General features: G+C 64.5%; 19 protein-coding genes and 2 tRNA genes. 12 read left to right on the top strand and 9 right to left on the bottom strand.

What is annotated here, in order from left to right; all coding sequences use genetic code 11:
• Positions 1-14: 14 nt before the first annotated feature.
• Both LV28_RS31235 and LV28_RS31230 read left to right on the top strand, forming a co-directional pair.
• Positions 15-776, top strand: a complete 762-nt coding sequence (locus LV28_RS31235; protein ID WP_023871901.1) for an AraC family transcriptional regulator — start codon at positions 15-17, stop codon at positions 774-776.
• A gap of 38 nt (positions 777-814) precedes the next feature.
• Positions 815-1111 carry a YciI-like protein gene (locus tag LV28_RS31230; RefSeq protein ID WP_023871902.1) on the top strand — a complete coding sequence of 99 codons (297 nt, stop codon included), beginning with the start codon at positions 815-817 and terminating at the stop codon, positions 1109-1111.
• Positions 1112-1208: 97 nt separating this feature from the next.
• On the opposite strand, the gene LV28_RS31225 is transcribed toward LV28_RS31230, so the two are convergent.
• The 6 genes from LV28_RS31225 to LV28_RS31195 all read right to left on the bottom strand — a co-directional run bounded on the left by LV28_RS31225 (position 1209) and on the right by LV28_RS31195 (position 8794).
• Positions 1209-1284, bottom strand: a tRNA-Glu gene (locus tag LV28_RS31225).
• A 16-nt stretch (positions 1285-1300) separates the two neighbouring features.
• Positions 1301-1376, bottom strand: a tRNA-Ala gene (locus LV28_RS31220).
• A gap of 188 nt (positions 1377-1564) precedes the next feature.
• On the bottom strand, positions 1565-2746 hold the full coding sequence (locus LV28_RS31215) for a DSD1 family PLP-dependent enzyme (protein ID WP_024788866.1): 1182 nt from the start codon (positions 2744-2746) through the stop codon (positions 1565-1567).
• 59 nt (positions 2747-2805) lie between these two features.
• The gene (locus tag LV28_RS31210) at positions 2806-5862 is read right to left on the bottom strand and encodes an FAD-binding and (Fe-S)-binding domain-containing protein (RefSeq protein ID WP_038621368.1); all 3057 of its coding nucleotides are present in this window, start codon (positions 5860-5862) and stop codon (positions 2806-2808) included.
• A 237-nt stretch (positions 5863-6099) separates the two neighbouring features.
• Positions 6100-7374 carry an MFS transporter gene (locus LV28_RS31200; RefSeq protein WP_023594989.1) on the bottom strand — a complete coding sequence of 425 codons (1275 nt, stop codon included), beginning with the start codon at positions 7372-7374 and terminating at the stop codon, positions 6100-6102.
• Positions 7375-7573: 199 nt separating this feature from the next.
• A complete protein-coding gene (locus LV28_RS31195) occupies positions 7574-8794 on the bottom strand; it encodes a pyridoxal-phosphate-dependent aminotransferase family protein (RefSeq protein WP_038618287.1) in 1221 nt (406 codons plus the stop codon).
• A 177-nt stretch (positions 8795-8971) separates the two neighbouring features.
• On the opposite strand from LV28_RS31195, the gene LV28_RS31190 reads away from it, so the two are divergent.
• The gene (locus LV28_RS31190) at positions 8972-9688 is read left to right on the top strand and encodes a GntR family transcriptional regulator (RefSeq protein WP_023594987.1); all 717 of its coding nucleotides are present in this window, start codon (positions 8972-8974) and stop codon (positions 9686-9688) included.
• Between the two features lie 190 nt (positions 9689-9878).
• Here LV28_RS31190 and LV28_RS31185 read toward each other — a convergent pair whose 3' ends face one another.
• Positions 9879-10517, bottom strand: a complete 639-nt coding sequence (locus LV28_RS31185; protein ID WP_023594986.1) for a flavodoxin family protein — start codon at positions 10515-10517, stop codon at positions 9879-9881.
• Between the two features lie 240 nt (positions 10518-10757).
• Entirely contained in the window at positions 10758-11588 is an 831-nt protein-coding gene (locus LV28_RS31180; protein ID WP_024788864.1) for an IclR family transcriptional regulator, read from the bottom strand.
• 242 nt (positions 11589-11830) lie between these two features.
• Here LV28_RS31180 and LV28_RS31175 point away from each other — a divergent pair, with 242 nt between their 5' ends.
• The 9 genes from LV28_RS31175 to LV28_RS31135 all read left to right on the top strand — a co-directional run bounded on the left by LV28_RS31175 (position 11831) and on the right by LV28_RS31135 (position 21381).
• Complete coding sequence (locus tag LV28_RS31175; RefSeq protein ID WP_025250489.1) at positions 11831-13279, top strand: NAD-dependent succinate-semialdehyde dehydrogenase; 1449 nt, start codon at positions 11831-11833, stop codon at positions 13277-13279.
• Positions 13280-13392: 113 nt separating this feature from the next.
• Positions 13393-14685 carry an ABC transporter substrate-binding protein gene (locus LV28_RS31170; RefSeq protein WP_023594983.1) on the top strand — a complete coding sequence of 431 codons (1293 nt, stop codon included), beginning with the start codon at positions 13393-13395 and terminating at the stop codon, positions 14683-14685.
• A 178-nt stretch (positions 14686-14863) separates the two neighbouring features.
• Complete coding sequence (locus LV28_RS31165) at positions 14864-15760, top strand: branched-chain amino acid ABC transporter permease (protein WP_023594982.1); 897 nt, start codon at positions 14864-14866, stop codon at positions 15758-15760.
• Positions 15757-16776, top strand: a complete 1020-nt coding sequence (locus tag LV28_RS31160) for a branched-chain amino acid ABC transporter permease (RefSeq protein ID WP_048806413.1) — start codon at positions 15757-15759, stop codon at positions 16774-16776. The genes LV28_RS31165 and LV28_RS31160 overlap by 4 nt, the downstream gene beginning before the upstream one ends.
• A 10-nt stretch (positions 16777-16786) precedes the next feature.
• A complete protein-coding gene (locus tag LV28_RS31155) occupies positions 16787-17551 on the top strand; it encodes an ABC transporter ATP-binding protein (RefSeq protein ID WP_023594980.1) in 765 nt (254 codons plus the stop codon).
• Positions 17544-18185, top strand: coding sequence for an ATP-binding cassette domain-containing protein (locus LV28_RS31150; protein ID WP_023594979.1), 642 nt, complete (start codon positions 17544-17546; stop codon positions 18183-18185). The genes LV28_RS31155 and LV28_RS31150 overlap by 8 nt, the downstream gene beginning before the upstream one ends.
• Before the next feature lie 34 nt (positions 18186-18219).
• Positions 18220-19380 carry an iron-containing alcohol dehydrogenase gene (locus LV28_RS31145; protein ID WP_038618290.1) on the top strand — a complete coding sequence of 387 codons (1161 nt, stop codon included), beginning with the start codon at positions 18220-18222 and terminating at the stop codon, positions 19378-19380.
• A 297-nt stretch (positions 19381-19677) separates the two neighbouring features.
• Positions 19678-20058, top strand: coding sequence for a DUF1801 domain-containing protein (locus LV28_RS31140; RefSeq protein WP_038618293.1), 381 nt, complete (start codon positions 19678-19680; stop codon positions 20056-20058).
• Positions 20059-20667: 609 nt separating this feature from the next.
• Positions 20668-21381, top strand: a complete 714-nt coding sequence (locus LV28_RS31135; RefSeq protein ID WP_081326833.1) for an autoinducer binding domain-containing protein — start codon at positions 20668-20670, stop codon at positions 21379-21381.
• 33 nt (positions 21382-21414) lie between these two features.
• Here the strand turns inward: LV28_RS31135 and LV28_RS31130 are convergent, their stop codons facing one another.
• Positions 21415-22188: an acyl-homoserine-lactone synthase gene (locus LV28_RS31130; RefSeq protein WP_257125739.1), complete on the bottom strand. Its 774-nt coding sequence runs from the start codon at positions 22186-22188 to the stop codon at positions 21415-21417.
• Between the last annotated feature and the right edge of the window lie 133 nt (positions 22189-22321).

Here is a 22321-nt window from a genome sequence, read left to right as displayed (position 1 = left end):
GGCATATGCGGCATATGCGGGATACCGATCATCTGCGTTTCGAAAACACACCCATGCCGATGGCGGCCATGGCGGTCGATTACGCGCACAATGCATTCATTGCGTCGCATTCGCACCGCCGCGCGCAGTTGCTGTACGCCATCGAAGGCGTGATGATCATTGCGTCGGCGTCGGGACGCTGGGTCGTGCCGCCCACCCGCGGGGTGTGGCTGGCGGCGGGGCTCGAGCATACGGTGCGCATGAGCGGCAATGTAAAGATGCGCACCGTGTTCGTCGAACCGGATACGCAGCCGTTGCCGCAGGCCAGTTGCGTGGTGGAAATCACGCCGCTCATGCGCGAGCTGATTCTCTCGGCCATCGACATTGCGCCCGACTATGCACCGGACTCGCGCGACGCACGGCTCATGCGACTGTTGCTCGACGAGTTGATCGCGCTGCCGGTGCTGCCGCTTTACTTGCCGTGGCCGCGCGACGCCCGTCTCGTGCGGGTATGCGAGCAACTGATGCAAACGCCCGGCGACGACACGATCATCGACGCGTGGGCCAATGACGCGGGGCTCTCAGGCAAGACCTTTCAACGGCGCTTCGCCGCGCAGACGGGCATGACGTTCGGTCGCTGGCGGCAACAGGCGCGACTGCTCCAGGCGCTGGAAGCGCTCGCGCGCGGAGAGAAGATCGTGAATGTGGCGCTCGATCACGGCTATGCGAGCCAGAGCGCGTTCGCCGCGATGTTCAAGCGGCATTTTGGCGTACCACCGTCGGCGTTTTACCGATAATGGCGACGTACGGCACCGATTCCCAAGGAGACATCGACATGCATTACCTGCTGATATACGACCTGGTCGACGACTATCTCGAACGCCGCGGGCAATTCCGCGAGGCGCATCTGTCGCTTGCCTGGCAAACGGCCGACCGGGGCGAATTGCTGCTTGCGGGCGCCCTGGAAGATCCCGTCGACACGGCGGCCCTGTTGTTCAGGGGCGAGTCGCCGGTCGTCGCGGAAGCCTTCGCGAAGTCGGACCCGTATGTGGTGAATGGTCTGGTGAAATCGTGGCGCGTGCGGCCATGGAAGACGGTCGTCGGCGAGACAGCCAGCACGCCGGTGCGCTGAAAAAACAAAACGCGCCTGGTCGTGAAACCAGGCGCGTTTGTCGACGTCCGATCTTGCGTCGTGTTTCGGAGCTTTCCGAGACACACGCCGCTGAATCTGGCGTCCCCTAGGGGATTCGAACCCCTGTACTCACCGTGAAAGGGTGATGTCCTAGGCCTCTAGACGAAGGGGACCTAAAGTCTTCCGTTTTGGTGGAGGTAAGCGGGATCGAACCGCTGACCTCTTGCATGCCATGCAAGCGCTCTCCCAGCTGAGCTATACCCCCGTACGGCGAAGAAGTGAGACTATAGCCTGCTTTTTCGATCTTGGGAAGCCCCCGCCACAAATATTTTGCAGCGGCCTGGCGATACGCCCGCGTGAGTCTCTGACTTCCCCACATCGCATTGCCATGAGACGGTACATCTTGCGCAACGCCTCAAGCCACGCGGCACCGTGGCACCTCGACGTATCGGCTTACTGACTCAGGCCGCGCGCCTCGATCGGCCAAACGCCCTCGACCCGCCCATGCCGTACAACGACGTACCGGTCATAGAGGTTGACCGTCGGGTCGCAATGCCCCGGCACCAACAGAATCGGCTCGCCGAGCCAGCCCGCCCCGTCCTCGTGCGGCGACGCCAGGGCCAGCACGCCATGCTCGTCCGAGGCCGTGCGGTACTGCGGCTGCCCCGCCTGCTGCGACGACCAGAACCGCGGCAGACCGGAATCCGTTGCCACGCTCTTGAGCCCTGCATCGCAAACGATGATGCCCGCGCGCGCCGTGCTCATGACCGTGGATGCGAGAAACAGCGCGTGACGGAAACGCCAGTCGTCGCGCCACTCCAGCGAACCGTAATGACCGTCGAGGAACACATAGGACCCCGGTTGGATCTCCGTGTACACACCGCTCTCGATATCGAACTCCGCCGTGCCCGTCCCCCCGCCCGTGACCACCGGGCACGCAATCCCGCGCGCGGCCAGAAACCGCACATACGCGCTCGCCTGATCGGCGGCACGCCGCGCCGTATCGCGGCGCTCGTCCCAATTGGCAATATGCTGTGCGCTGCCGTGATACGCCTGCAGACCGCCGAAGCGCAGGCCCTCGTAATGGTCGATGGCGTCGACCAGCCGGCCGAGCGCTTCGGTCGAATCGACGCCGCACCGCCCCTGTCCCACGTCCACCTCGGGCAACACGGCAATGCGCACCCCCGCGCGCTGCGCCGCCTTGCCAAGCGGCGCCACCTGTCGCACGTCGTCGACGCAGACGGAAAGCGAGACACGCGCGGCCATCGCCACGGCCAGTGCCACACGCGCCTGCCCCACGAATTCGTTGCTGATGTGAATGCTGCCGATCCCGGCGTTGACGAACGGAATCGCCTCGGTGAGTTTCTGGCAGCAAACGCCAACGGCGCCCGCGGCGACCTGGGCGCGCGCAATCGTCACGGACTTGTGCGCCTTGGCGTGCGGACGTACCGCGACGCCGCGCGCCGACGCGGCGCTGGCCATGCGCGCCACGTTCGCGTCGAAGGCGTCGAGATCTAGGAGCAACGACGGCGTGGCGACCTCGGCGAGCGAGTCCCCCGCCTGAGCGACCGGTGGCACCGCCAAGGGGCCGGCGACACTCGCCGGCGACGACACCGAATTGACTGAATCGGACATCACAATCCTTTCAAGGGGTTCGCGGAAAACGCGGACATCGCGCGGACATCACGCGGACATCAAGCAGGCAGCGCCCGGGCGAGCACACACGCCACATGCATCGCCCGCGCGTTCGCCCCGTCGTGGATCTGATGCCGGCAACTCGTGCCGTCCGCCACGACGATGGTGTTCGCGCCCCGCTGCCGGATGGCCGGCAGCAGCGTCAGTTCGGACATCGCGCGCGACGTGTCATAGTGCTCCGCCTCGTAGCCGAAGCTGCCCGCCATGCCGCAGCATGACGACTCGATCGATGATACCTTCAGCCCCGGCACCCAACCAAGCACCGCCGTCACGGGCGAATACGCGTCGAACGCCTTCTGATGGCAGTGACCATGCACCAACGCCTCGCCGACGCCGTCGGGCAGCGCCTGCCACGCCACGTCGAAATGCCCCGCTGCCTTCTCGCGAACCAGAAACTCCTCAAAAAGAAACGCGTTGTCGGCCACCTTGCGCGCGGCCTCGCCAAAGCCGTAACCGAGTACCTCGTCGCGCAGGGACAACAGGCACGACGGTTCGAGCCCCACGATCGGCACACCGCGTTCGACAAACGGCATCACCGCGTCGAGCAGACGCCGCGCCTCGGTCTTCGCCTCGTCGACCAGACCGGCCGCCAGGAACGTGCGGCCGCAGCACAGCGGGCGCTCGCCCTCGCGCCGGTTGACGTGCACGACGTAGCCGGCCGCTTCGAGTACGCGCTTTGCGTCGCGAGCGTTCTCCGGCTCCATGTAATTGTTGAACGTGTCGACGAAGAGGACCACCTCGCGCCGACCGGCGAGCGATGCGGTGGATGCGACGGACGCGTTCAGCGGCGACTGCGTCGACAGGAACGAGGGCTTCAGCGCGGGCACCGAACGTTCGGGCGCAAGGCCAAGCCAGCGCCTGAGCGCGGTGTTGCCCGGCAGCCGCTGCGCCGCGTCTAGCCACCCGCCCACGCGGCTGGCCCACGGGGCATAACGCGGCAGATAGGCGATGAGCTTGTCGCGGAACGAAACACCATGGCGTTTCGCGCGCGCATGACGTGCCTCGATCTTGAAGCGCGCCATGTCGATGCCGGTCGGGCAATCGCGCTTGCAACCCTTGCAGGACACGCACAGATCGAGCGCCGCCTTGACGTCGTCGCCGGCCAGTCCGTCGTCGCCCAACTGCCCCGAGATCGCCAGCCGCAGCGTGTTCGCCCGACCGCGCGTGACGTGCTGTTCGTCGCGCGTGACACGATAGCTCGGACACATCGTGCCGGCGTCGAACTTGCGGCAATGCCCGTTGTTGTTGCACATCTCGACGGCCGATGCCAGGCCGTGCGTCGCATCGGCGCCGGTATCGGACGCGGACTGCTCGCCGCTCAGCGCGTCGCGCTTCACGTTCCAGGCGGTCCAGTCGAGCGCGGGCGTCACCGGCATCGCGGCATAGCCGGGCGCGAAGCGGAAGAGTTCGCGCGTATCCATCTTCGGCGGACGCACTATCTTGTCCGGATTGAAGCGATTGTCGGGATCGAACAGTTGCTTGATCTCGCCGAACGCCGCGTTGATGCGCGGCCCGTACTGCCAGGCCACCCATTCGCCGCGACACAGGCCATCGCCGTGCTCGCCCGAGTAGGCGCCCTTGTACTCGCGCACGAGCGCCGCCGCCTCCTCGGCGATCGCGCGCATCTTCACCGCGCCGTCGCGGCGCATGTCGAGGATGGGTCGCACATGCAGCGTGCCCACGCTCGCGTGGGCGTACCAGGTGCCCTCGGTGCCGTTGCGATGAAACACTTCGGTCAGGCGCCGCGTGTACTCCGCCAGATGTTCGAGCGGCACCGCGCAATCCTCGATGAAGGACACCGGTTTGCCGTCGCCCTTCATGCTCATCATGATGTTCAGCCCTGCCTTGCGCACTTCCCAGAGCGCCTTCTGCGGCCCCGCGTCGGGCATCTTCACCACACTGTCGGGCAAGCCGAGATCGGCCATGAGAGTGGCGAGATCGTCGAGCCGGGCGCGCAGCGCGGTGGCGTCGTCCCCGGCGAATTCCACCAGCAGGATTGCCTGCGGATCGCCTACGAGCGCCTTCTCGATCACCGGGCGAAACGCCGCGTTGTCCATCGCCAGGTCGATCATCGTGCGATCGACCAGCTCCACCGCCACCGGCCCCAGCCGGACGATGTGCTGCGTGAGATCCATCGCCTGGTAGAACGTCGGGAAGTTCACCACCCCGAGCGTCTTGTGCGTCGGCAACGGAGCAAGCCTGAGCGTGATCTGGCGGCTGTACGCCAGCGTGCCTTCCGAGCCGACCAGCAGATGCGAGAGATTCGCCACCCCGTCGTCGGTGTAGGCGCGAGGGTTGAGGCAGTCGAACAGGTCGAGGTTGTAGCCCGCCACGCGGCGCAGCACGCGCGGCACGCGCTCACGTAGCTCGTCGCGCTCGCGCATCGCGATCTCGCGCACGGCGGCGAGCAGCGCCTTCGTGCGCGCGTCGGCCGGCGGCGCATGCAGCGACCCGAAATGCAATTGCGCGCCGTCGGCGAGTACCGCGTCGATGGACAACACGTTGTGCACCATGTTGCCGTATTCGATGGAACGCGAGCCGCATGAGTTGTTGCCCGCCATGCCGCCGATGGTGCATTGCGCGGCCGTCGACACATCCACCGGAAACCACAACCCATGCGGCCTGAGCCACGCATTGAGATGATCGAGCACGATGCCCGGCTCGACGGTCACGGTGCGGGCTTCGGCATCGAACGCCACCACGCGATTGAGCCACTTGCTGTTGTCGATGACAAGCGCTTCGCCGATCGTCTGGCCGCACTGGCTCGTGCCCGCGCCGCGCGCGAGCACCGGCACGTTCTGGTCGCGGGCGATGTCCAGGGCGCGAAGCAGATCGTCCTGATCGCGCGGCACCACCACGCCGACGGGGAATATCTGGTAGATCGAAGCATCCGTGGCATAGCGGCCACGGCTCGCGCGATCGAAAAGCACGTCGCCGCGCAACTCGCGGCGCAGACGATCCTGAAGCGGCGTGATGGCGACACCGGCGCGCCGCATCGGCATCAGATGCACGGGCTGGCCCACGAGGCCGGCGTTGGCGTTCGATTGGGAATTCATGAGATTGCGCAAATTTGCAGGCATTGAACTGGCCGCCCCAGCGGCGCGGCCATCGGGATGCGGCGGGCCTGCCGGGCGCTCACGAGGATCGCCGCCGGCAGGCGCTGCGCGGCAGGATACGACCCGGTGCCGCGCTCGCCTGGCGACAAGGCGAATCGGAAGGTCGACCGGTCATCCTGCGCTCCGACGTGCGTCTGGCGCAGGCCAGACGCACGTGAGACACACCTGAGCGACACGTCAGGCGGGCTGGCGCACGTTGCTCGCGGCGGCGTCGCCCGCCATCGAGAACTTGCTCTCCGGCTGCATGCGGAAGGCGAGGACCACGCCCACGGCCATCAGGACCATGCTGCCCACGAACGGCAGTTCCCAGTTCCCGGTGCGATCGATGAGGTAGCCCGAGAGCACCGGCGAGAGGATGGCGGCCAGGGCCGAGCCCGTGTTCATCATGCCGCTGGCCGTGCCCGAGTATTCCGGTGCGACGTCCATCGGAATCGCCCACATCGGTCCGATCGTCATTTCGGCGAAGAAGAAGCCGCAGGCGAGGCAGGCCATCGACACGTACAGATGGTGGGTGAACATCATCGGCACGAGCGAGATCAGCGTAAGCAGCATGCACACCGAGACCATCCAGCTTCGGGCGCGCTTGAGACTGCCAGTGCGCTCGTACAGCTTGTCGGTCACGATACCGCCGAGGGTGTCCCCCACCACACCGGCGAAGAACACGCTCGAGGCGAACAGCGCCGACTTCTTCAGATCGAGGTCATAGCTGTGCAGGAAGTACTGCGGAATCCACGACAGAAACAGCCACAGCGTCCAGCCGTAGCAGAAATAAACGATCGTCACGGGCATCATGCGCTTGAAGAGCGGGCCCCAGGGCACCGATTGGCTCTTGGCCTTGAGCGCCGGCAGCACGGCCAGTTCCTCGGGCGTGATGCGCGGATGATCCTGCGGACGCTCGGTAAAGGTGAAGCCCCACACCGCGACCCAGACCAGGCTCACGATCCCGCACAGGTAGAACGATTCGCGCCAGCCGTGCGTGGTCATGATGAATACCACCACGGCCGGCGCCACGGCATTGCCGATACGCGAGGCCGCGTGGGTGATGCCTTGCGCAAAGCCGCGCTTGTCCTTGGAGACCCAGCGCGACATGGCCGACGTGGCGGCCGGGAACGTGGCCCCCTCGCCCAGACCGAGCAGCAAGCGCGCGAGCAACAGCGTGACCAGACCGCCGGCCATGCCGGTGAGAATGGTCGCGACGGCCCACAGACCGCCGCATATGAGCAGCGTGCGCTTCGCGCCGAAGCGATCGCTCACCCAGCCGCCGATGATCTGGAAGACGAGATAGGGATAGGCGAATGCGGAGAATACGAGACCGATTTCGGTCTTGTTGAGGTTGAATTCCTTGCCGAAGCCGGCCGCGGCCGTGCTGACGTTGACGCGATCGAGGTAGGTGATGAAATACATGACGCATAGCATCACCAGCACGACCCTTGTCGCTCTGAAAAGCTTCATTGCATTGTCTCCTGAAACATCCTGTGAAGCGCGCCCGCGGCATGCGGGCAACGCAAGAGGTGTTGCCGGGCACGGACCTTTCTGTCGTGAGGTCCTGTATCACCCGAATGACAGGTCAAGCATTCACTGCAAGGGGGCCGCCTGGAACCGGCGGCCCTCGCTTCCTCTCGTGTCCCTTGATGCTTAGGACTACGGCACGTCAGGCGGCGGCCTTGAGCGACGGCGCGGCCTTGGCCTGCGCGAGATAGTCCATCGCGGCCACCACGCCGGAACCGGCGAGCTTCACGCCGGAAATCTGCAAACCCATTTCGCAACCGGCCAGCGTGGCCATGAGCGTGAGATCGTTGCAGTCGCCCAGATGCCCGATGCGGAACATCGTGCCGCGAATCTTGCCCAGGGCCTGGCCGAGCGACATGTCGAAGCGCTCATAGATGCGCTTGCGCACGTCGTCGGCGTCCACGCCCTGCGGCATGACCACGCCGGTGAGCACCGGACTGTAGACGGCCGGGTCCTGGCACTGGATCTCGAGCCCCCACGCACGCACCGCACGGCGCGTGGCTTCGGCCAGACGCTGGTGACGTGCGAACACGTTGTCCAGCCCCTCCTCCAGAATCATGTCGAGCGCCTCGGACAGGCCGTACAGCAGATTCGTGTTCGGCGTGTAAGGCCAGTAGCCGTTCCTGTTCGCCTCGATGATTTCCTGCCAGCCCCAGAACGCGCGCGGCAGCCTTGCATGCTTGCCGGCCTCGAGCGCCTTGGCCGAGACCGCGTTGAAGCTGATGCCCGGCGGCAGCATCAGCCCCTTTTGCGAACCCGAGACGGTCACGTCCACGCCCCACTCGTCGTGACGGTAGTCCGCCGAGCCGAGCCCCGAGATCGTGTCGACGAGCAGCAGCGCCGGGTGGCCGGCGGCGTCGATGGCGCGCCGTACCGCCGCGATGTCCGAGGTCACCCCGGTCGAGGTTTCGTTGTGCACCACGCACACGGCCTTGATGTCATGGGCCGTGTCGGCGCGCAGGCGCGCCTCGATCATGTCCGGCTGCACGCCGCGGCGCCATCCGTCGGTGCCCGGCAGACCGATGAACTCCGGCTTCAGGCCGAGGTTCTCGGCCATCTTCTTCCACAGCGTGGAAAAGTGCCCCGTCTCGAACATGAGCACGTGGTCCCCCGGCGAAAGCGTGTTCGACAGCGCGGCCTCCCATGCCCCCGTGCCCGATGCCGGGTAGATCACCACCGGTTGTTCGGTCTTGAAGATCTTCTTGATGTCAGTGAGCACCTTGCGCCCCAGAGCACCGAATTCCGGCCCCCGGTGATCGATGGTCGGATAGCTCATGGCGCGCAGAATACGATCGGGCACCGGACTCGGCCCCGGAATCTGCAGGAAATGGCGACCCGAGGGGTGGAAATCGAGCTTCAGCATGAACGTCTCTCTCCTCTTGAAAAATCCGCTTTTGAATTTTGCATGCAAAATACTTTAGCAGAGACCATGGCTTTCGCAAGGGCCGAGAAGCGCTTTTAATACAGTCGTTTACCCTAGCGATACGGCATCCGGACACCGTGCGTTACAATCGCGACCATGAAGGCTCGATGATTTTGAATGCAAAATATGGAAAACACGTCGACGATTGCCGCGCCCGAGATCCCGCGTGTGGAGCGTTTGCGCCTGCACGACACGGTCGTCGAGCACTTGCGCCGCCTCATCATCGAGGGGGTGCTCTCGCCGGGGGTGAAACTCAATGAGCGCGAGCTGTGCGAGACCCTCGGCATTTCACGCACGCCGCTGCGCGAAGCGTTCAAGGTGCTCGCCGCCGAGGGACTCATCGAGATCGCGCCGAATCGCGGGGCAAGCGTGGCGCGCATGACCGAGAAGGAGATTCGGGAGATGTTCGAGCTGATGAGCGCGCTCGAGGCGTTTTCCGGCGAGCTGGCGGCCGAGCGCATGACACCCGTCGAGCTCGCCGAGATCAAGGCGCTGCACTACGCGATGCTCGCGTGCCGTGCCCAACAGGACCTGCCGGGCTACTACGCGCGCAATCAGGCCATTCACGACCGCATCAACGAAGCCGCGCGCAACGGGGCGTTACGCCAGACTTACGTGTCCATCAACCGTCGTCTCATGGCGTTGCGCTTTCGGTCGAACTTCCATGCCGACAAATGGGATCGCGCCATTGCCGAGCATGAGCAGATGATCGACGCTCTGGAAAAGCACGACGGCAAGCGATTGGGCGAAATCCTGCGCAAGCACCTGCTGGCCAAGCGTGATGCCGTGTTGCAGATCCACGCCGAGCCGTCGGGCGACGCTCCCGCCAACTGAATCGGCGCGCCCCATGAAAAAGGGCGCAAGGGCCGGCATGTCTGCCCGCCCTTACGCCCTCCCTTATGCCGCGCCGTGACGCGCCCTTTCGTCGTTTCTCGTCGTTTCTCGTCGTTTCTCTTCGTTTCTCGTCGTTTTCCGACATTCAACGCACGCACTTCGTGCCCGGCCCGGCGCCCGCCCACATCGCTCAAAGACGCCGTTCGGCTTCCTTCAGCGCCCGACGCGCCAGCACAGCCGGCGATTCCAGAACCTCTCCCGCCAGACGTGCCACGAGCGCCGCCACGTTGCGGCCATACTGCTTGCCGGCGATCACATCGGCCGGATCGAGCGCATAAGCCGCGTCGACGTCCACGCCCGGTGCGGTGGCGACGGGGAAATCGCCAGGCTCGCGCAATTCGCTGGCGGTCGGTCCAGGCTCATCGGACATCTGCGTATCGGCCCAGACCATGCCGTGATGGCCGGCAAGCGCCGCGAAATAGTCGAGCGTGTTGCGCTTTTCGTCACCAGGTCGATAGCTGAACGAGAAACCACCCGCGACCTTGTTGCGCCAACTGCGCGCGCGCCACCGGGTCGTGGCGTCGGCGAACGCCTTGAACGGTGCGGCGATACCGCCCTGAAACGCCGGTGCGCCGAAGATAATGGCGTCGGCATTGGCCAGGCGCGCGAGCGTGGCGTCGTCGCGCCACTGGCCGTCAACGAGTTGATGCGGCTCGATGCTGATCAACTGCGCGTGCGCGCCGGCGTCGTTCACACCTTGGGCCACCGAATGGGCAATCATGGCGGTTGCGCCGCCCTGCGAGTAATAAACGATTGCGATATTGGACATGGCGTAGTGCTTCCCTAGTGGATGTCCGCCCCATGGCACCGCCGGGATCGCGCTTCCCTACGCTTCCTCTGGCTTGTCTGGACATCGGTCAAGGCCAGATGATGCCAGTGATAACCCCTAGGGAATAGCCCGCATAACTGAACATGACTGTTCCGCTAAAGATAACAATCCAGTGGCCGCACCACGCTGTCGGCCAGCCAACGCCCGCCTGACGCGCGGCTGGCGCCACGCTGACATGCCTTATCGGCGGGCTGGCGCGCCCAGCCGGACCGAAAGCTGATCGGCAAGTTCGCGCATCTGGCGCCCGATGCGGCGCCCGGTCTCGGCGTCGATCTCGTTGGTCAGGAAACTCACGGCGAGGCCCGCCACGGCACGCTCGCCGCTGGCGTCGAACACCGGGGCGCCGAAGCAGATCATGCCTTCACGCATCTGGCCGTTGTCGATCGAATACCCGTCGCGGCGCACCTGCGCCATCTCTTCGGCCAACGCCGGATATGTCGCCACGCTCGCACGCGTGAGCGGTGCGGGCCAGGCGCCGGCGAGCAGATCGGCCGCCTCGCCGGGCGGCAACGTCGAGAGCATGGCCTTTCCGGTGGCCGTGTACGGCGCCGGCAATCGCATGCCGATGCGAAACGTCACACCCAGCGGGCGATTGCCGTTGTGACAGGCCAGGTAGATCACCTCGGCGCCGTCGAGCACGGACAGCGTCACGGTTTCCTGCGCGAACGCCCGCGACGCTTCCCAGACAGCGCGGAACTCCTCGGTGATATTGGTCTGCGAGAGAAAGGCGTTCGCCCACCCCATCACATACGACCCCATCGTCATGCCCCCGTTGGCATGGCGCTTGACCAGCCGCAGCTTGACCAGGGTGTCGCACAACCCGTGCAGCGTGCTCTTGGGCACGCCCGTCTCGCGCGCCAGGTCGGCCAGCGCCACCGGCTCGGACGACGCGGCAATCACATCGAGGATGTGCACGGCGCGCACCACGGCAGGCGCCGTGGTCTTGAGCGGTTCGGCTTCAGTGGCGGACGAGGAGGCGTTGGCAGGGACGTCGAGTTTGCGCTTGGGCATGAATCGGGAATCGGCTTGGGAAATTTCAGGGGTGGATTCGGCGCTCCCGACGACGGGCCACGCCGCCAGCATGGTACGGGCAAGTGATTCTCATCCCGCCCTAGGAAAACCCCTTAGTTGCACCTAAAACGTTCAATACGTAGAATCATATTCAATACATAGAATACCGTTCAATAGATAGAACGGCAAGCAACAACCCGAGACACTGCTGCGCGCCGTTCCGCCAACACACGATTCCAGCCATGCAACTCAAAGACCCCACTCTGTTCAAGACCCTTGCCTGGGTCGACGGCCAATGGATTGCCGCCGACAGCGGCAGGACGTTCGACGTGATCGATCCGGCCACGGGCGAAGTGCTGGCCAAGGTGCCGGAGCTCGGCGCGGAAGAAACCACGCGGGCCGTGGTGGCCGCCGAAGCCGCCCAGAAGGCTTGGGCGGCACGCACCGGCAAGGAACGCGCCACCGTGCTGCGCCGCTGGTTCGACCTGATGATGGCAAACACCGAGGACCTGGCGTATCTGATGACCCGCGAACAGGGCAAGCCGCTTGCCGAAGCGCGGGGAGAAATCGGCTACGCCGCGAGCTTCATCGAGTGGTTCGCGGAAGAGGCCAAGCGTGTCGACGGCGATGTGCTCGCCACGCCCGCGGCCGACAAGCGTCTGGTAACGCTCAAGCAACCGGTCGGCGTATGCGCGGCCATCACGCCGTGGAATTTCCCGGCGGCGATGATTACGCGCAAGGTGGCGCCGGCGCTGGCCGCCGGCTGCGCCATCGTGGTGAAGCCCTCGGAGCTCACACCGCTGTCGGCCTTTGCGCTGGCCGAGCTGGCGCAGCGCGCCGGTATTCCGGCGGGCGTTTTCCAGGTCGTCACGGGCGACGCGCGTGCCGTGGGCGGTGTGCTCACCTCGCACCCCACGGTGCGCAAGCTGTCATTCACCGGTTCCACGGGCGTGGGCCGCCTGCTCATGGCGCAATGCGCGCCGACGGTGAAACGGCTGTCGCTCGAGCTGGGCGGCAACGCGCCGTTCATCGTGTTCGACGACGCCGATCTCGATGCGGCCGTCGAGGGCGCAATCGCCGCCAAGTACCGCAACGGCGGGCAGACCTGCGTGTGCGCGAACCGCTTCTATATCCAGGACGGCATCTATGACGCCTTCGCCGCGAAGTTTGCCGCGCGCGTGGCGGAGATGAAGGTCGGCAATGGTCTCGAAGACGGCGTGGTCATCGGTCCGCTCATCGAAGGCAAGGCAGTGGAGAAGGTCGTGACGCTGGTCGAAGACGCCAAGTCGCGCGGTGCCCGCGTACTCGTGGGCGGCAACGCGCATGCGCTGGGCGGCACGTACTACGCGCCGACCGTGATCGCCGACGCCACCTCGCAAATGCGCGTGGCGCGCGAGGAGATTTTCGGGCCGGTCGCACCGCTGTTCCGCTTTACGCGCGACGTCGATGCGATCGCACTCGCGAACGACACCGAATTCGGCCTCGCCGCGTATCTGTACACCCGTGACATCGCGCGCGCCTGGCGCACGGCCGAGGCGCTCGAGTACGGCATGGTCGGCCTGAACACGGGCCTGATCTCGAATGAAGTCGCGCCGTTCGGCGGCATCAAGCAATCCGGGGTGGGCCGCGAAGGCTCGCACTACGGCATCGAGGAATACCTCGAACTGAAGTACCTGTGCCTGCAAGTGTGATGTGCGCGGGCCTGAGCGTTTGCACGCCGGGCCCCGACATCGCACCGGGGCACCAGAACTCCGTCAATCCAAAAATCGACTGACAAGTCGCAACACCACCAAAGGAAACCCGTATGAAGCGCGTAATCCAGCGCGGCATGAAGCCGCTCGCCCTCGCACTGGCGGCCGGCGCCGCCATCGCCTCGGTTGCCACCACGGCGCACGCCGACGCCAAGCCGATCAAGATCGGTATCGTCACGTTCATGTCGGGCGCGGCCGCGGGCCCGTTCGGCGTGCCGGCCAAGAATGCCGCCGAAGTCACCGCCGCCGAGCTCAATGCCGGCAAGGTGCCCGCGCCTTACGCAACGAAGGGGTTCGGCGGTGCGCCGATCGAGCTCGTCTACATCGACGAGGCGGGCAGCACGAGCAAGCAGGTGAGCGAATATCGCAACCTGCTGAATCAGGGCGTGGACTATGTGGTCGGCTACACGTCGTCGGGCAACTGCCTGGCGATTGCCCCGGTCGCCGAGGAAATGAAGAAGGTCACGCTGTTCTTCGATTGCGGCACGCCGCGCGTGTTCGAAGACGCGAGCTTCAAGTATGTGTTCCGCCCGGTCGCCACCGCGACGATGGATAACGTGGGTGCGGCGCGTTACGTGGCCGAGCGCAAGCCGGATCTGCAAACGTACGCCGGCATCAACCAGAACTACGCCTGGGGCCAGGACGCCTGGGCCGACTTCGAGGGCACGCTGAAGGTCCTCAAGCCGAACGCGAAGGCCGTGAGCTCGCAAATGCCGCAACTCGGCGCCGGTCAATACAACGCCGGTATCTCGAGCCTGCTGGCCGCCCACCCGGACGTGCTGCACTCGAGCTTCTGGGGCGGCGATCTGGAAGGTCTGGTGGTGCAGGCCGGCCCGCGCGACCTGTTCAAGAAGTCGCTCACGGTGCTGACCGCCGGCGAGACGGCCACGCACGGCAAGACGCGCCTGCCCGACGGCGTGATCATCGGCGCACGCGGCATGTACGGCATGTTCGCACCGGACAACGCCCTGAACCGCTGGCTGCGCGCCGCCTACAGCGCGAAGTTCAACGACACGCCCAGCTACCCCTCCTACAAGATGAACCAGAGCCTTCTCGCGCTCAAGGCGGCCTATGAGAAGGCGCAGGCCGCGAATGGCGGCAAGCAGCCCACGCCGGAGCAGGTCATCGCGTCGTTCGAGCACCTCAGCTTCGACGCACCGGCCGGCAAGATCGGCCTCACGCTGGGCAAGGGGCACCAGGCCGCTCAGGGCACCGCGTTCGGCGTGGTGAAGAACGTGAACGGCAAGGTCACCGTGACGGACGTGAAGCAGTACTCGATCGCGGAAGTGACCCCACCCGAAGGCGTGAAGTCGGCCGACTGGATCAAGGGCGGCCTGAAGCACTGAGCCGCGGGCACATGACCTTCGCCATGAGCACCCGGCGTGCCACGGCGAGGGTGGCGAGTCTGGGAGGACCGCGTGTCCTCCATGCAAGAAAGCTGTCATCGACCTTGCGTCGAATCCGCAAAGCCGGTGTGGCGGACGGGGGTCCGCCCGCCGCTTTGCGTTCCAAGGAGAATGCGAGATGTCGCAGATCTACGCCGTCCTGGTGGACGGGGTGATGTACGCCGCGTGGCTGTTCCTGGTTGCCCTGGGACTGACCCTCGTCTACGGCGTGCTCAAAATCTTGAACATGGCGCACGGCAGCCTGTATGCGCTCGGCGCTTACGCCGGCGTGACGCTGATCGGCCCGTGGGTTGCCCGTGGCGGCAATCTGTACGTGAGCTACCTGTTGCTCGTGCTGGCGGCCATTGTCGCGGGCGGGGCCATCGGTTTCATCATGGAGCGCGGCATCCTCAAGCGCTTCTACGGGCAGGACCCCGTGGTACTGCTGCTCGTCACTTACGCGCTCTTCCTGATCATGGAAGACGCGATCAAGCTCGTGTGGGGCGTGGACCCGTACACGGTCTCGGAACCGTACAGCTTCCTCGGCAACTTCGATCTGGGCGATCTTTCGTACCCCAACTACAACTTCCTGATCGTGGGCGTGGCGCTCGTGGCAGGCGTGGGGCTCACGGCCTTCCTGAAGTTCACACGCAGCGGTCGCTTGCTGCGCGCCGTGATTCACGATCGCGAGGTCAGCCAGGCGATGGGCATTCGCGTGAGCCGCTATTTCGTGGTCACGTTCATGGCCGGGGCGGTGCTCGCGGCCATCGGCGGCGCGCTGACGGCGCCGACGGTGTCGGTGGCGCCCGGCATGGGGGTCGAGATCGTGGTGCTGACGTTTGCCGTGGTCGTCATCGGCGGTCTGGGCTCGCTGCCCGGCGCGGCGTTCGGCGCGCTGCTCGTGGGGTTGGTGCGCGCGAGCGCGGTGCATTACTGGCCGCAAGGCGAGCTGTTCTCCATTTACATCGTCATGGCGCTGGTGCTGGCTGTGCGCCCGAAAGGCATCTTCGCTCCGCTGGAGGCCCGCAAGATATGAGTTCCGCAATCTGTTCCCAACTGCGCGCGCCCGGCACGTGGCTCGCGGTGATCGGCTTCGTCGTGATTGGTGCGGCGGGCCTTGCGCTGCCGCAATGGCAGTTCCTGGTGTCGGTGGCCTTGTCCAAGGGCATCGTGGCGCTGGGTCTCGCGCTCTTGCTGCGCACGGGCCTGGCGTCGTTCGGGCAGGCGCTTTTCTTCGCGGTCGGGGCGTACTGCGTTGGCCTTGGCATGAATTATTACGGCCTCACGGAGTTGTTCGCGCTGCTCGCGATCTCGATGATCGTCTCGGCATTGCTCGCCCTGGTGCTGGGCTTCCTGCTCGCGCGCTATCGCGACATTTTCTTCGCGATGCTCACGCTGGCGCTGTCGATGATCTGCTACGGGCTGCTGCTCAATAACGTGGAGCTGGGCGGCAGCGACGGTTTCAACGTGAACGCGCCCACGCTGGGCAGCAGTGCCGAGCCGTGGCAGCTCACGGGCACGAACCTGTTCGCCGTGGGCTTCATCGCCGCGATCGTGTGCGTGATGGCGGTTGCCGTCTACATGCGCTCGACGCCGGGCCGGCTCGGTCCCGCGATCAAGGACAACGAGATCCGCGTGGAATACCTGGGCACGTCGGCACGCGCGAACATTCATCTGACGTATGTGATCGCGGGGGCGCTGGCCGGTCTTGGTGGCGCCTTGCAGGCGTTCAATATCGGGCACATCGATCCGGACATGGCGTTCTGGACGACCTCGGGCGAGTTCGTCTTCATTGCGGTGCTCTCCGGTACACGCTTTGCGTTCTCGCCGTTCATCGGCGCGCTGCTGCTGGAGGTGGCCCGCGCGATGGCTTACCGTTATGCGCCGAACACGTGGCAAATCGTGATGGGCGCGATCATGCTGGCGATCATCGCGTTCCTGCCGGGCGGCCTGACGAGCCTGGGGCTGGGCCGTCGCAAGATGGCGGCCGGGCATCCGGTGACGCGCGCGGCACAGACGAAGACGGCTGCCGCTTCGGGCGACGCCGCATAAGGGGCAGGAGATGGCATCGAATCACATCATTGAGGCCACGGGCCTGTACAAGACGTTCGGCAGCGTGACGCCGGCCAGGGACATCACGGTCAATATCGACGCGCAGAGCGTGGTCGGGCTGATCGGCACGAACGGTGCCGGCAAGACGACGTTCGTGAACATGCTCACCGGATACATCAAGCCGGATCGCGGCGAGATCGTATTCCGAGGCAAGCGCATTACGGGGCTGGCACCGCGCAAGATCACGGGTCTGGGGATCGCCCGTTCGTTCCAGATTCCGCAATTGTTCGGTTCGCAGACGGCGCGCGAGAACATCGAGATCGCGTTGGCAATCTCGGGGCTGTCGGCGGATCTGGCCAACGACAGTCTGGCCCGGCTGGGCGTGCTGGAGTTTGCGGACATGGTCTCGGGCACGTTGCCGGAGGGGGTGCGCAAGCTGTTGGACATCGCGCTCGCGATGGTTTGCAAGCCGGAGGTGCTGTTGCTCGACGAACCAACGTCGGGCGTGGCGGCGGAGGAGAAGTTCGACGTGATGAACCGCGTGCTCGATGCAGCGCGCGGACTGGGCATTACGGTGTTGTTCGTGGAGCACGACATGGAGATCGTGCGCCGCTACAGCGACCGCGTGCTGGCGTTTTGCGACGGGCGCATTCTGGCCGACGGCACGCCGGATGTGGTGCTGTCCGACGCGCAGGTGCGTGAGTTGATCATTGGCGAGACGGTGGCCGCGGTGCCGGGCACCGCCGGGGTGGCGAGCGAGGTGGCCCATGCTTGAAGTCGGAAATCTGAATGTGCGCTTCGGCGCGACGGACATTCTTCGCGGCGTGCAGTTTTCGGTGCCGAAGGGCGCGATCGTCGGTCTGATTGGCCGCAACGGCGCGGGCAAGACGACGACGCTGCGCGCGATCATGGGGCTGGTGAAAGCGAACGGTGGCACGCTGACGTTCGACGGCGTGAATCTGGCGAAGGCGCCTTCGCACGAGCGCACGTCGCTCGGCATCGGCTACGCGCCGGAGGACCGCCGGCTGATTCCGGACATGACGGTGGAAGAGAATCTGTGCGTGCCGGCCTGGGCCCTGAAAGCCAGGGACGTGCAGGCGCGTCTCGACAAGGTGTACCGCATCATCCCCGAAGCCCGCGAATGGGCGCCGCGCCGCGCCTTGCAATTGTCGGGAGGCCAGCAGAAACTGGTGGCCGTCGGGCGCGCACTGATGACGAGTTCGCGCCTGCTGATGCTCGACGAACCGTTCGAAGGCGTGGCGCCAGCGCTGTCGAAGCGCATTGCCGAAGTGATCGGCCAGATGCGCGGCGAAGGCCTCGCGGTGATTCTGTCGGGCGCGGATCTGCAGCATGCGGGCGCGGTGCTCGATGACGTCTACCGGATCGATCGCGGCCAGATGGTCGCGTAGCTTTCAACACACAGGTTTCAAGAGGAAATCGATCATGAATGCATTTCGTTTCCAGACGGTCCCCACCGTCGTGGTGGAGTTCGGTGCGGCCCGGCGCCTGGGCGCGCTGCTGCGCGAGCAGTTTCCGGCAGGCAAGCGTCTGTGCGTGGTCACGGACGGATTTCTGCACAAGAGCGGTTTGCTGGCCCCCGCACTCGCCGACCTGGCAAAGCACGACTGGCAGGTCTCGGTGATCGATGACGTGATCGCCGATCCGCCCGAACATGTGGTGCTCGAAGCCGCCGAACGCGCACGCGCGGCCGACGCGGAAATCGTCCTGGGCCTGGGCGGCGGTTCGTCGATGGACGTGGCGAAGCTGCTCGCCGTGCTGCTGCCAGGCACGCAGTCCATCCAGGAAATGTACGGCGTGAAGAAGGTGACTGGCTCGCGCCTGCCCCTGGTGCAGATGCCCACGACAGCCGGCACCGGATCGGAAGTCACCGCGGTGTCGATCGTGACGACGGGCGAGACGACGAAGATGGGCGTGGTCGCCCCCCAACTCTTCGCCGATCTGGCCATCCTCGACGCGGAACTCACGCTCGGCCTGCCCCGCGCCGCCACCGCGGCAACAGGCATCGACGCAATGGTCCACGCGATCGAGGCTTATACTTCCGCACACCTGAAGAACCCGATCTCCGACATGCTCGCGGTCAAGGCGCTCGAACTGCTCTCGCGCAATCTGCTGCCCGCCTGCCGCGACGGCGCCGATCGCCACGCACGCGAAGCGATGCTCCTCGGCGCAATGTTCGCAGGTCAATCGTTCGCCAACTCACCCGTGGCCGCCGTGCACGCACTCGCCTATCCGATCGGCGGTATTTTTCACGTGGCGCACGGCCTGTCGAACGCACTCGTGCTCTCCCACGTCATGCGATTCAACGCGCCCGCCGCCAGCGAGCGCTACGCCGAACTCGCCGACGTCATCCTGCCCACGCATTTCACCGGCAGCGACGAGGCAAAAACCGATGCCCTCATCCAACACATCGAATCGATGATCGTCGACACCGCCATCCCCCGCTCACTTCGCGAAGTCGGCGTCAAGCAGGACGACCTCCCCCGCATGGCCTCCGACGCCATGCGCCAAACCCGCCTGCTCGTCAATAACCCCCGCGAAGTCACCGAAGCAGACGCTCTCGCCATCTACAGCGCCGCTTTCTGACCCGGCTTTTCTGCCAACGCTTGTTGCATTCGCCGTACCGGTGGGATCCTCTCCCTCCCCCCCCGGTACTGCACGCCCCCCGACGGACCGCGGCACCTTTCCGCCCCTCAGACATAGACCCAACTCGGTTCGAAAAGGCACCGCGGTCCGTCTTCCCCCTTCCACCCCCCAACCCGCTGTATTTCCCCCCGCTGTATTTCCCCCTTCCCCATTCCCCCTCCCTCCTCCCGCCTCCGCACACCAATCGCCCCGCTACAATGTCGCTTCCTCTATCGTGTCACCTCCGGAGACCGCGACATGAAGAAATCCTTTCCCAACGCCACCGAAGCCGCCGCCCTCATCGACGCCCGCATCGCCGAACTGAACGACTGGCGCGGCACCATCCTCGCACACCTCCGCCAAATCATCACCCAAACCTCCCCCAACATCGTCGAGGAATGGAAATGGCGCGTCCCCGTCTGGTCCTGCAATGGCATCCTCTGCACCGGCGAAACCTATAAGACCACCGTCAAGATGACCTTCCCCAAAGGCGCCTCCCTTCCCGACCCCTCAGGCCTCTTCAACGCCAGCCTCGAAGGTAATACCCGCCGCGCCATCGATTTCCATCAAGGTGCACCCATCGACGCAAATGCACTCACCGAACTCATTCGAGCTGCGATAAAGGCGAATCAACCCTGACCCTCAATCAAAAAACAATTTACCGAAACCACGCCGCCGAATAACGACAACAATTCGATTTTAAATCACCAAAAAAATTCTTCGATTTTTTTAAAACTTTATTTAAAAAATCTGGAAATTTTTACACAATTTTTATACCAATCATCAACACAAAAAATGCTTCCCAAGCAGCCACGACCACGTGGGATTCACGTCGAATATTCCACAAACCATTGATTTCAATACATTTAAAATAACAAAAAATTATCTTGAAAATCGAGATGTCCCGTTTTTCGATATTTTAGATGCATTCATTGAAATACCAAAATCCGGTTGATATTCTTCATCGCATCGGAGCGAGTATTTCAGTTTTTTACACGTGACATAAGTCACCCGTTCCGGTACGTAGCCTTTAATTCCTGCATTGTCGTGGCATGCAGTTTCGACGGCCTGCGTGAGCTTCACCATCAGTTGCAGTTATTCAATTTCGATTCCGACGCTTTCATCCTTCATCGGGGCCCGTGGCCAACATCGCCATGGAGAAGTCGTGCGCGCGTACGGAACTGACGGAGCGGCAAAAAACACCGAACCGCCCGGTGTCTTCAAGGTGCCGCGCCTTCGGGAGGCATCATGCCCGCTCTGATGCATTTGCTTGAAACGATTCGCGACGACTGTGGAGAAGTAAATGACGCGAACACTCTCTTTGCACGCGTCAACGAGTTCGCACAACGCATCGGTTTCGAATATTGCTCGTACGGCTTTCGACATCCCCGCAGCGCCACCCAGTCGGAAGTCCGCGTGTTCGACAGCTACCCCGCCGGCTGGATGGCGCGGTACAGCGAGCGAGGCTATCTCGCGGTCGATCCGACGGTGCACGCCGGCACGCAATGCCAATACCTCATCAAATGGCGCGACCCCACGCTCATCCCCGCTGACGCGTTCTGGCGCGATGCGCATGACTTCGGTCTGAAGCACGGTGTAGCCCGCTCCAGTTGGGGACCACACGGCGAGTTCGGACTGTTGAGCTTCGGACGGAGCCACGACGCGCTGAACGACGTGGAGTTGAAGTCGCTTCGGGTCGGTGTCGGCGTTCTCGCGAACTACACGCACGAGGCGATGAGCCGGCTGCTGCGCCCCCAGCGCCCCCCGTTCGATTTCGACTCGCTGTCGGCGCGCGAACGGGAAGTGCTGCTTTGGACGGCCGAGGGGAAAACCGCCGACGAGATCGGCGATATCCTCGGCATCTCCACTCGCACAGTCAACTTTCACATCCGCAATTGCCTGGACAAGACCGGCTGCCGCAACAAGGTGCAGAGCGCGATTCGCCTGGTCATGTGGGGCTGACGCACTCGCTTGCGGTAGCGCGCGCGGGAAGGATCACCTCGGACTCCTCGCACGGCGCCCCCCAGGGCGCCGTATGCGAGACTTGCGGCGCCGCCCCGAGAGGCCGAGTGCGGTCAGCGTCTGTGCGTCGATGTCGATGCGATAGGCAGCGACCCAACGCCCATCGATGCGATAGGCCGCACCGAGCTTGTGTGTCGGCACCCCGATGCGCACGAACAAGCGTGCCAGGCTCACGAAGGTCACACCGATCAGACGCCGCGCGCCAAGGGCCCGTGCCGTGAACACCGCAGCTCTGAGGAGTTCATGCGCTCCGTGGCTGGCTTCGCGCCCGGCGCCCCTGGGCATGTTCGGCTCCGGCTGATCCCACGCGAATCGCGACAGCTCCCACACGGGCGTGTCGACCACGTGACTCGCGCAGCCGTATTTGGCACCCGCCGACGCGTTTGTGGCCTCGACGGCGTCGCCAACATCGACGGCGGCCCGGAGGTCGTCGACGAGATGTCGGAAATGGTCACCGAGCAGATACCGGTTCTTCGCCGGCAGTAAACGCGCGCATCCCACAATGGCGTCTTCCCGGCCGCGCAGTGTGACGTAGACGGTGTCGTCATGATCGTATTCATCGGACTCCTCACCCTCCGTCGGTCGAGGACAGGCAGAGGAGGCCTGAACATGCCAACCCAGTTTCTCGACGAAAACCCTGTGGCGAAAGCGCGCAATCTCGGAACGGGTGGACGGGACCAGTTGGGCACCTCTCTGAACATCGACTCTCATCGCATACCTCCATGTAGATGGAGGCAGCGTATCCACGCGAATATTCAGCGAAAACTGTCAACGTTGACAGGTCAACGTTGGGCACGCCGACAGGTTCTTCATTCATGGAGCGCTCATCGTCCAGGCGATTCGGCAAGGGTGTCCCCGGGCTTGCGCTCGCCCCCCGCAT

This window comes from Pandoraea pnomenusa, assembly GCF_000767615.3.
In the GTDB taxonomy this organism is placed as follows: Bacteria; Pseudomonadota; Gammaproteobacteria; order Burkholderiales; family Burkholderiaceae; genus Pandoraea; species Pandoraea pnomenusa.
This window is presented reverse-complemented; position numbering and strand designations above follow the sequence as displayed.

Excerpts from the sequence above, each read along its gene's own strand:
- LV28_RS31235 (WP_023871901.1), top strand. The coding sequence starts at position 15 with ATGCGGGATACCGATCATCTGCGTTTCGAAAACACACCCATGCCGATG.
- LV28_RS31230 (WP_023871902.1), top strand. The coding sequence starts at position 815 with ATGCATTACCTGCTGATATACGACCTGGTCGACGACTATCTCGAACGC.
- LV28_RS31215 (WP_024788866.1), bottom strand. The coding sequence starts at position 2,746 with ATGTCCGATTCAGTCAATTCGGTGTCGTCGCCGGCGAGTGTCGCCGGC.
- LV28_RS31210 (WP_038621368.1), bottom strand. The coding sequence starts at position 5,862 with ATGAATTCCCAATCGAACGCCAACGCCGGCCTCGTGGGCCAGCCCGTG.
- LV28_RS31200 (WP_023594989.1), bottom strand. The coding sequence starts at position 7,374 with ATGAAGCTTTTCAGAGCGACAAGGGTCGTGCTGGTGATGCTATGCGTC.
- LV28_RS31195 (WP_038618287.1), bottom strand. The coding sequence starts at position 8,794 with ATGCTGAAGCTCGATTTCCACCCCTCGGGTCGCCATTTCCTGCAGATT.
- LV28_RS31190 (WP_023594987.1), top strand. The coding sequence starts at position 8,972 with ATGCAAAATATGGAAAACACGTCGACGATTGCCGCGCCCGAGATCCCG.
- LV28_RS31185 (WP_023594986.1), bottom strand. The coding sequence starts at position 10,517 with ATGTCCAATATCGCAATCGTTTATTACTCGCAGGGCGGCGCAACCGCC.
- LV28_RS31180 (WP_024788864.1), bottom strand. The coding sequence starts at position 11,588 with ATGCCCAAGCGCAAACTCGACGTCCCTGCCAACGCCTCCTCGTCCGCC.
- LV28_RS31175 (WP_025250489.1), top strand. The coding sequence starts at position 11,831 with ATGCAACTCAAAGACCCCACTCTGTTCAAGACCCTTGCCTGGGTCGAC.
- LV28_RS31170 (WP_023594983.1), top strand. The coding sequence starts at position 13,393 with ATGAAGCGCGTAATCCAGCGCGGCATGAAGCCGCTCGCCCTCGCACTG.
- LV28_RS31165 (WP_023594982.1), top strand. The coding sequence starts at position 14,864 with ATGTCGCAGATCTACGCCGTCCTGGTGGACGGGGTGATGTACGCCGCG.
- LV28_RS31160 (WP_048806413.1), top strand. The coding sequence starts at position 15,757 with ATGAGTTCCGCAATCTGTTCCCAACTGCGCGCGCCCGGCACGTGGCTC.
- LV28_RS31155 (WP_023594980.1), top strand. The coding sequence starts at position 16,787 with ATGGCATCGAATCACATCATTGAGGCCACGGGCCTGTACAAGACGTTC.
- LV28_RS31150 (WP_023594979.1), top strand. The coding sequence starts at position 17,544 with ATGCTTGAAGTCGGAAATCTGAATGTGCGCTTCGGCGCGACGGACATT.
- LV28_RS31145 (WP_038618290.1), top strand. The coding sequence starts at position 18,220 with ATGAATGCATTTCGTTTCCAGACGGTCCCCACCGTCGTGGTGGAGTTC.
- LV28_RS31140 (WP_038618293.1), top strand. The coding sequence starts at position 19,678 with ATGAAGAAATCCTTTCCCAACGCCACCGAAGCCGCCGCCCTCATCGAC.
- LV28_RS31135 (WP_081326833.1), top strand. The coding sequence starts at position 20,668 with ATGCCCGCTCTGATGCATTTGCTTGAAACGATTCGCGACGACTGTGGA.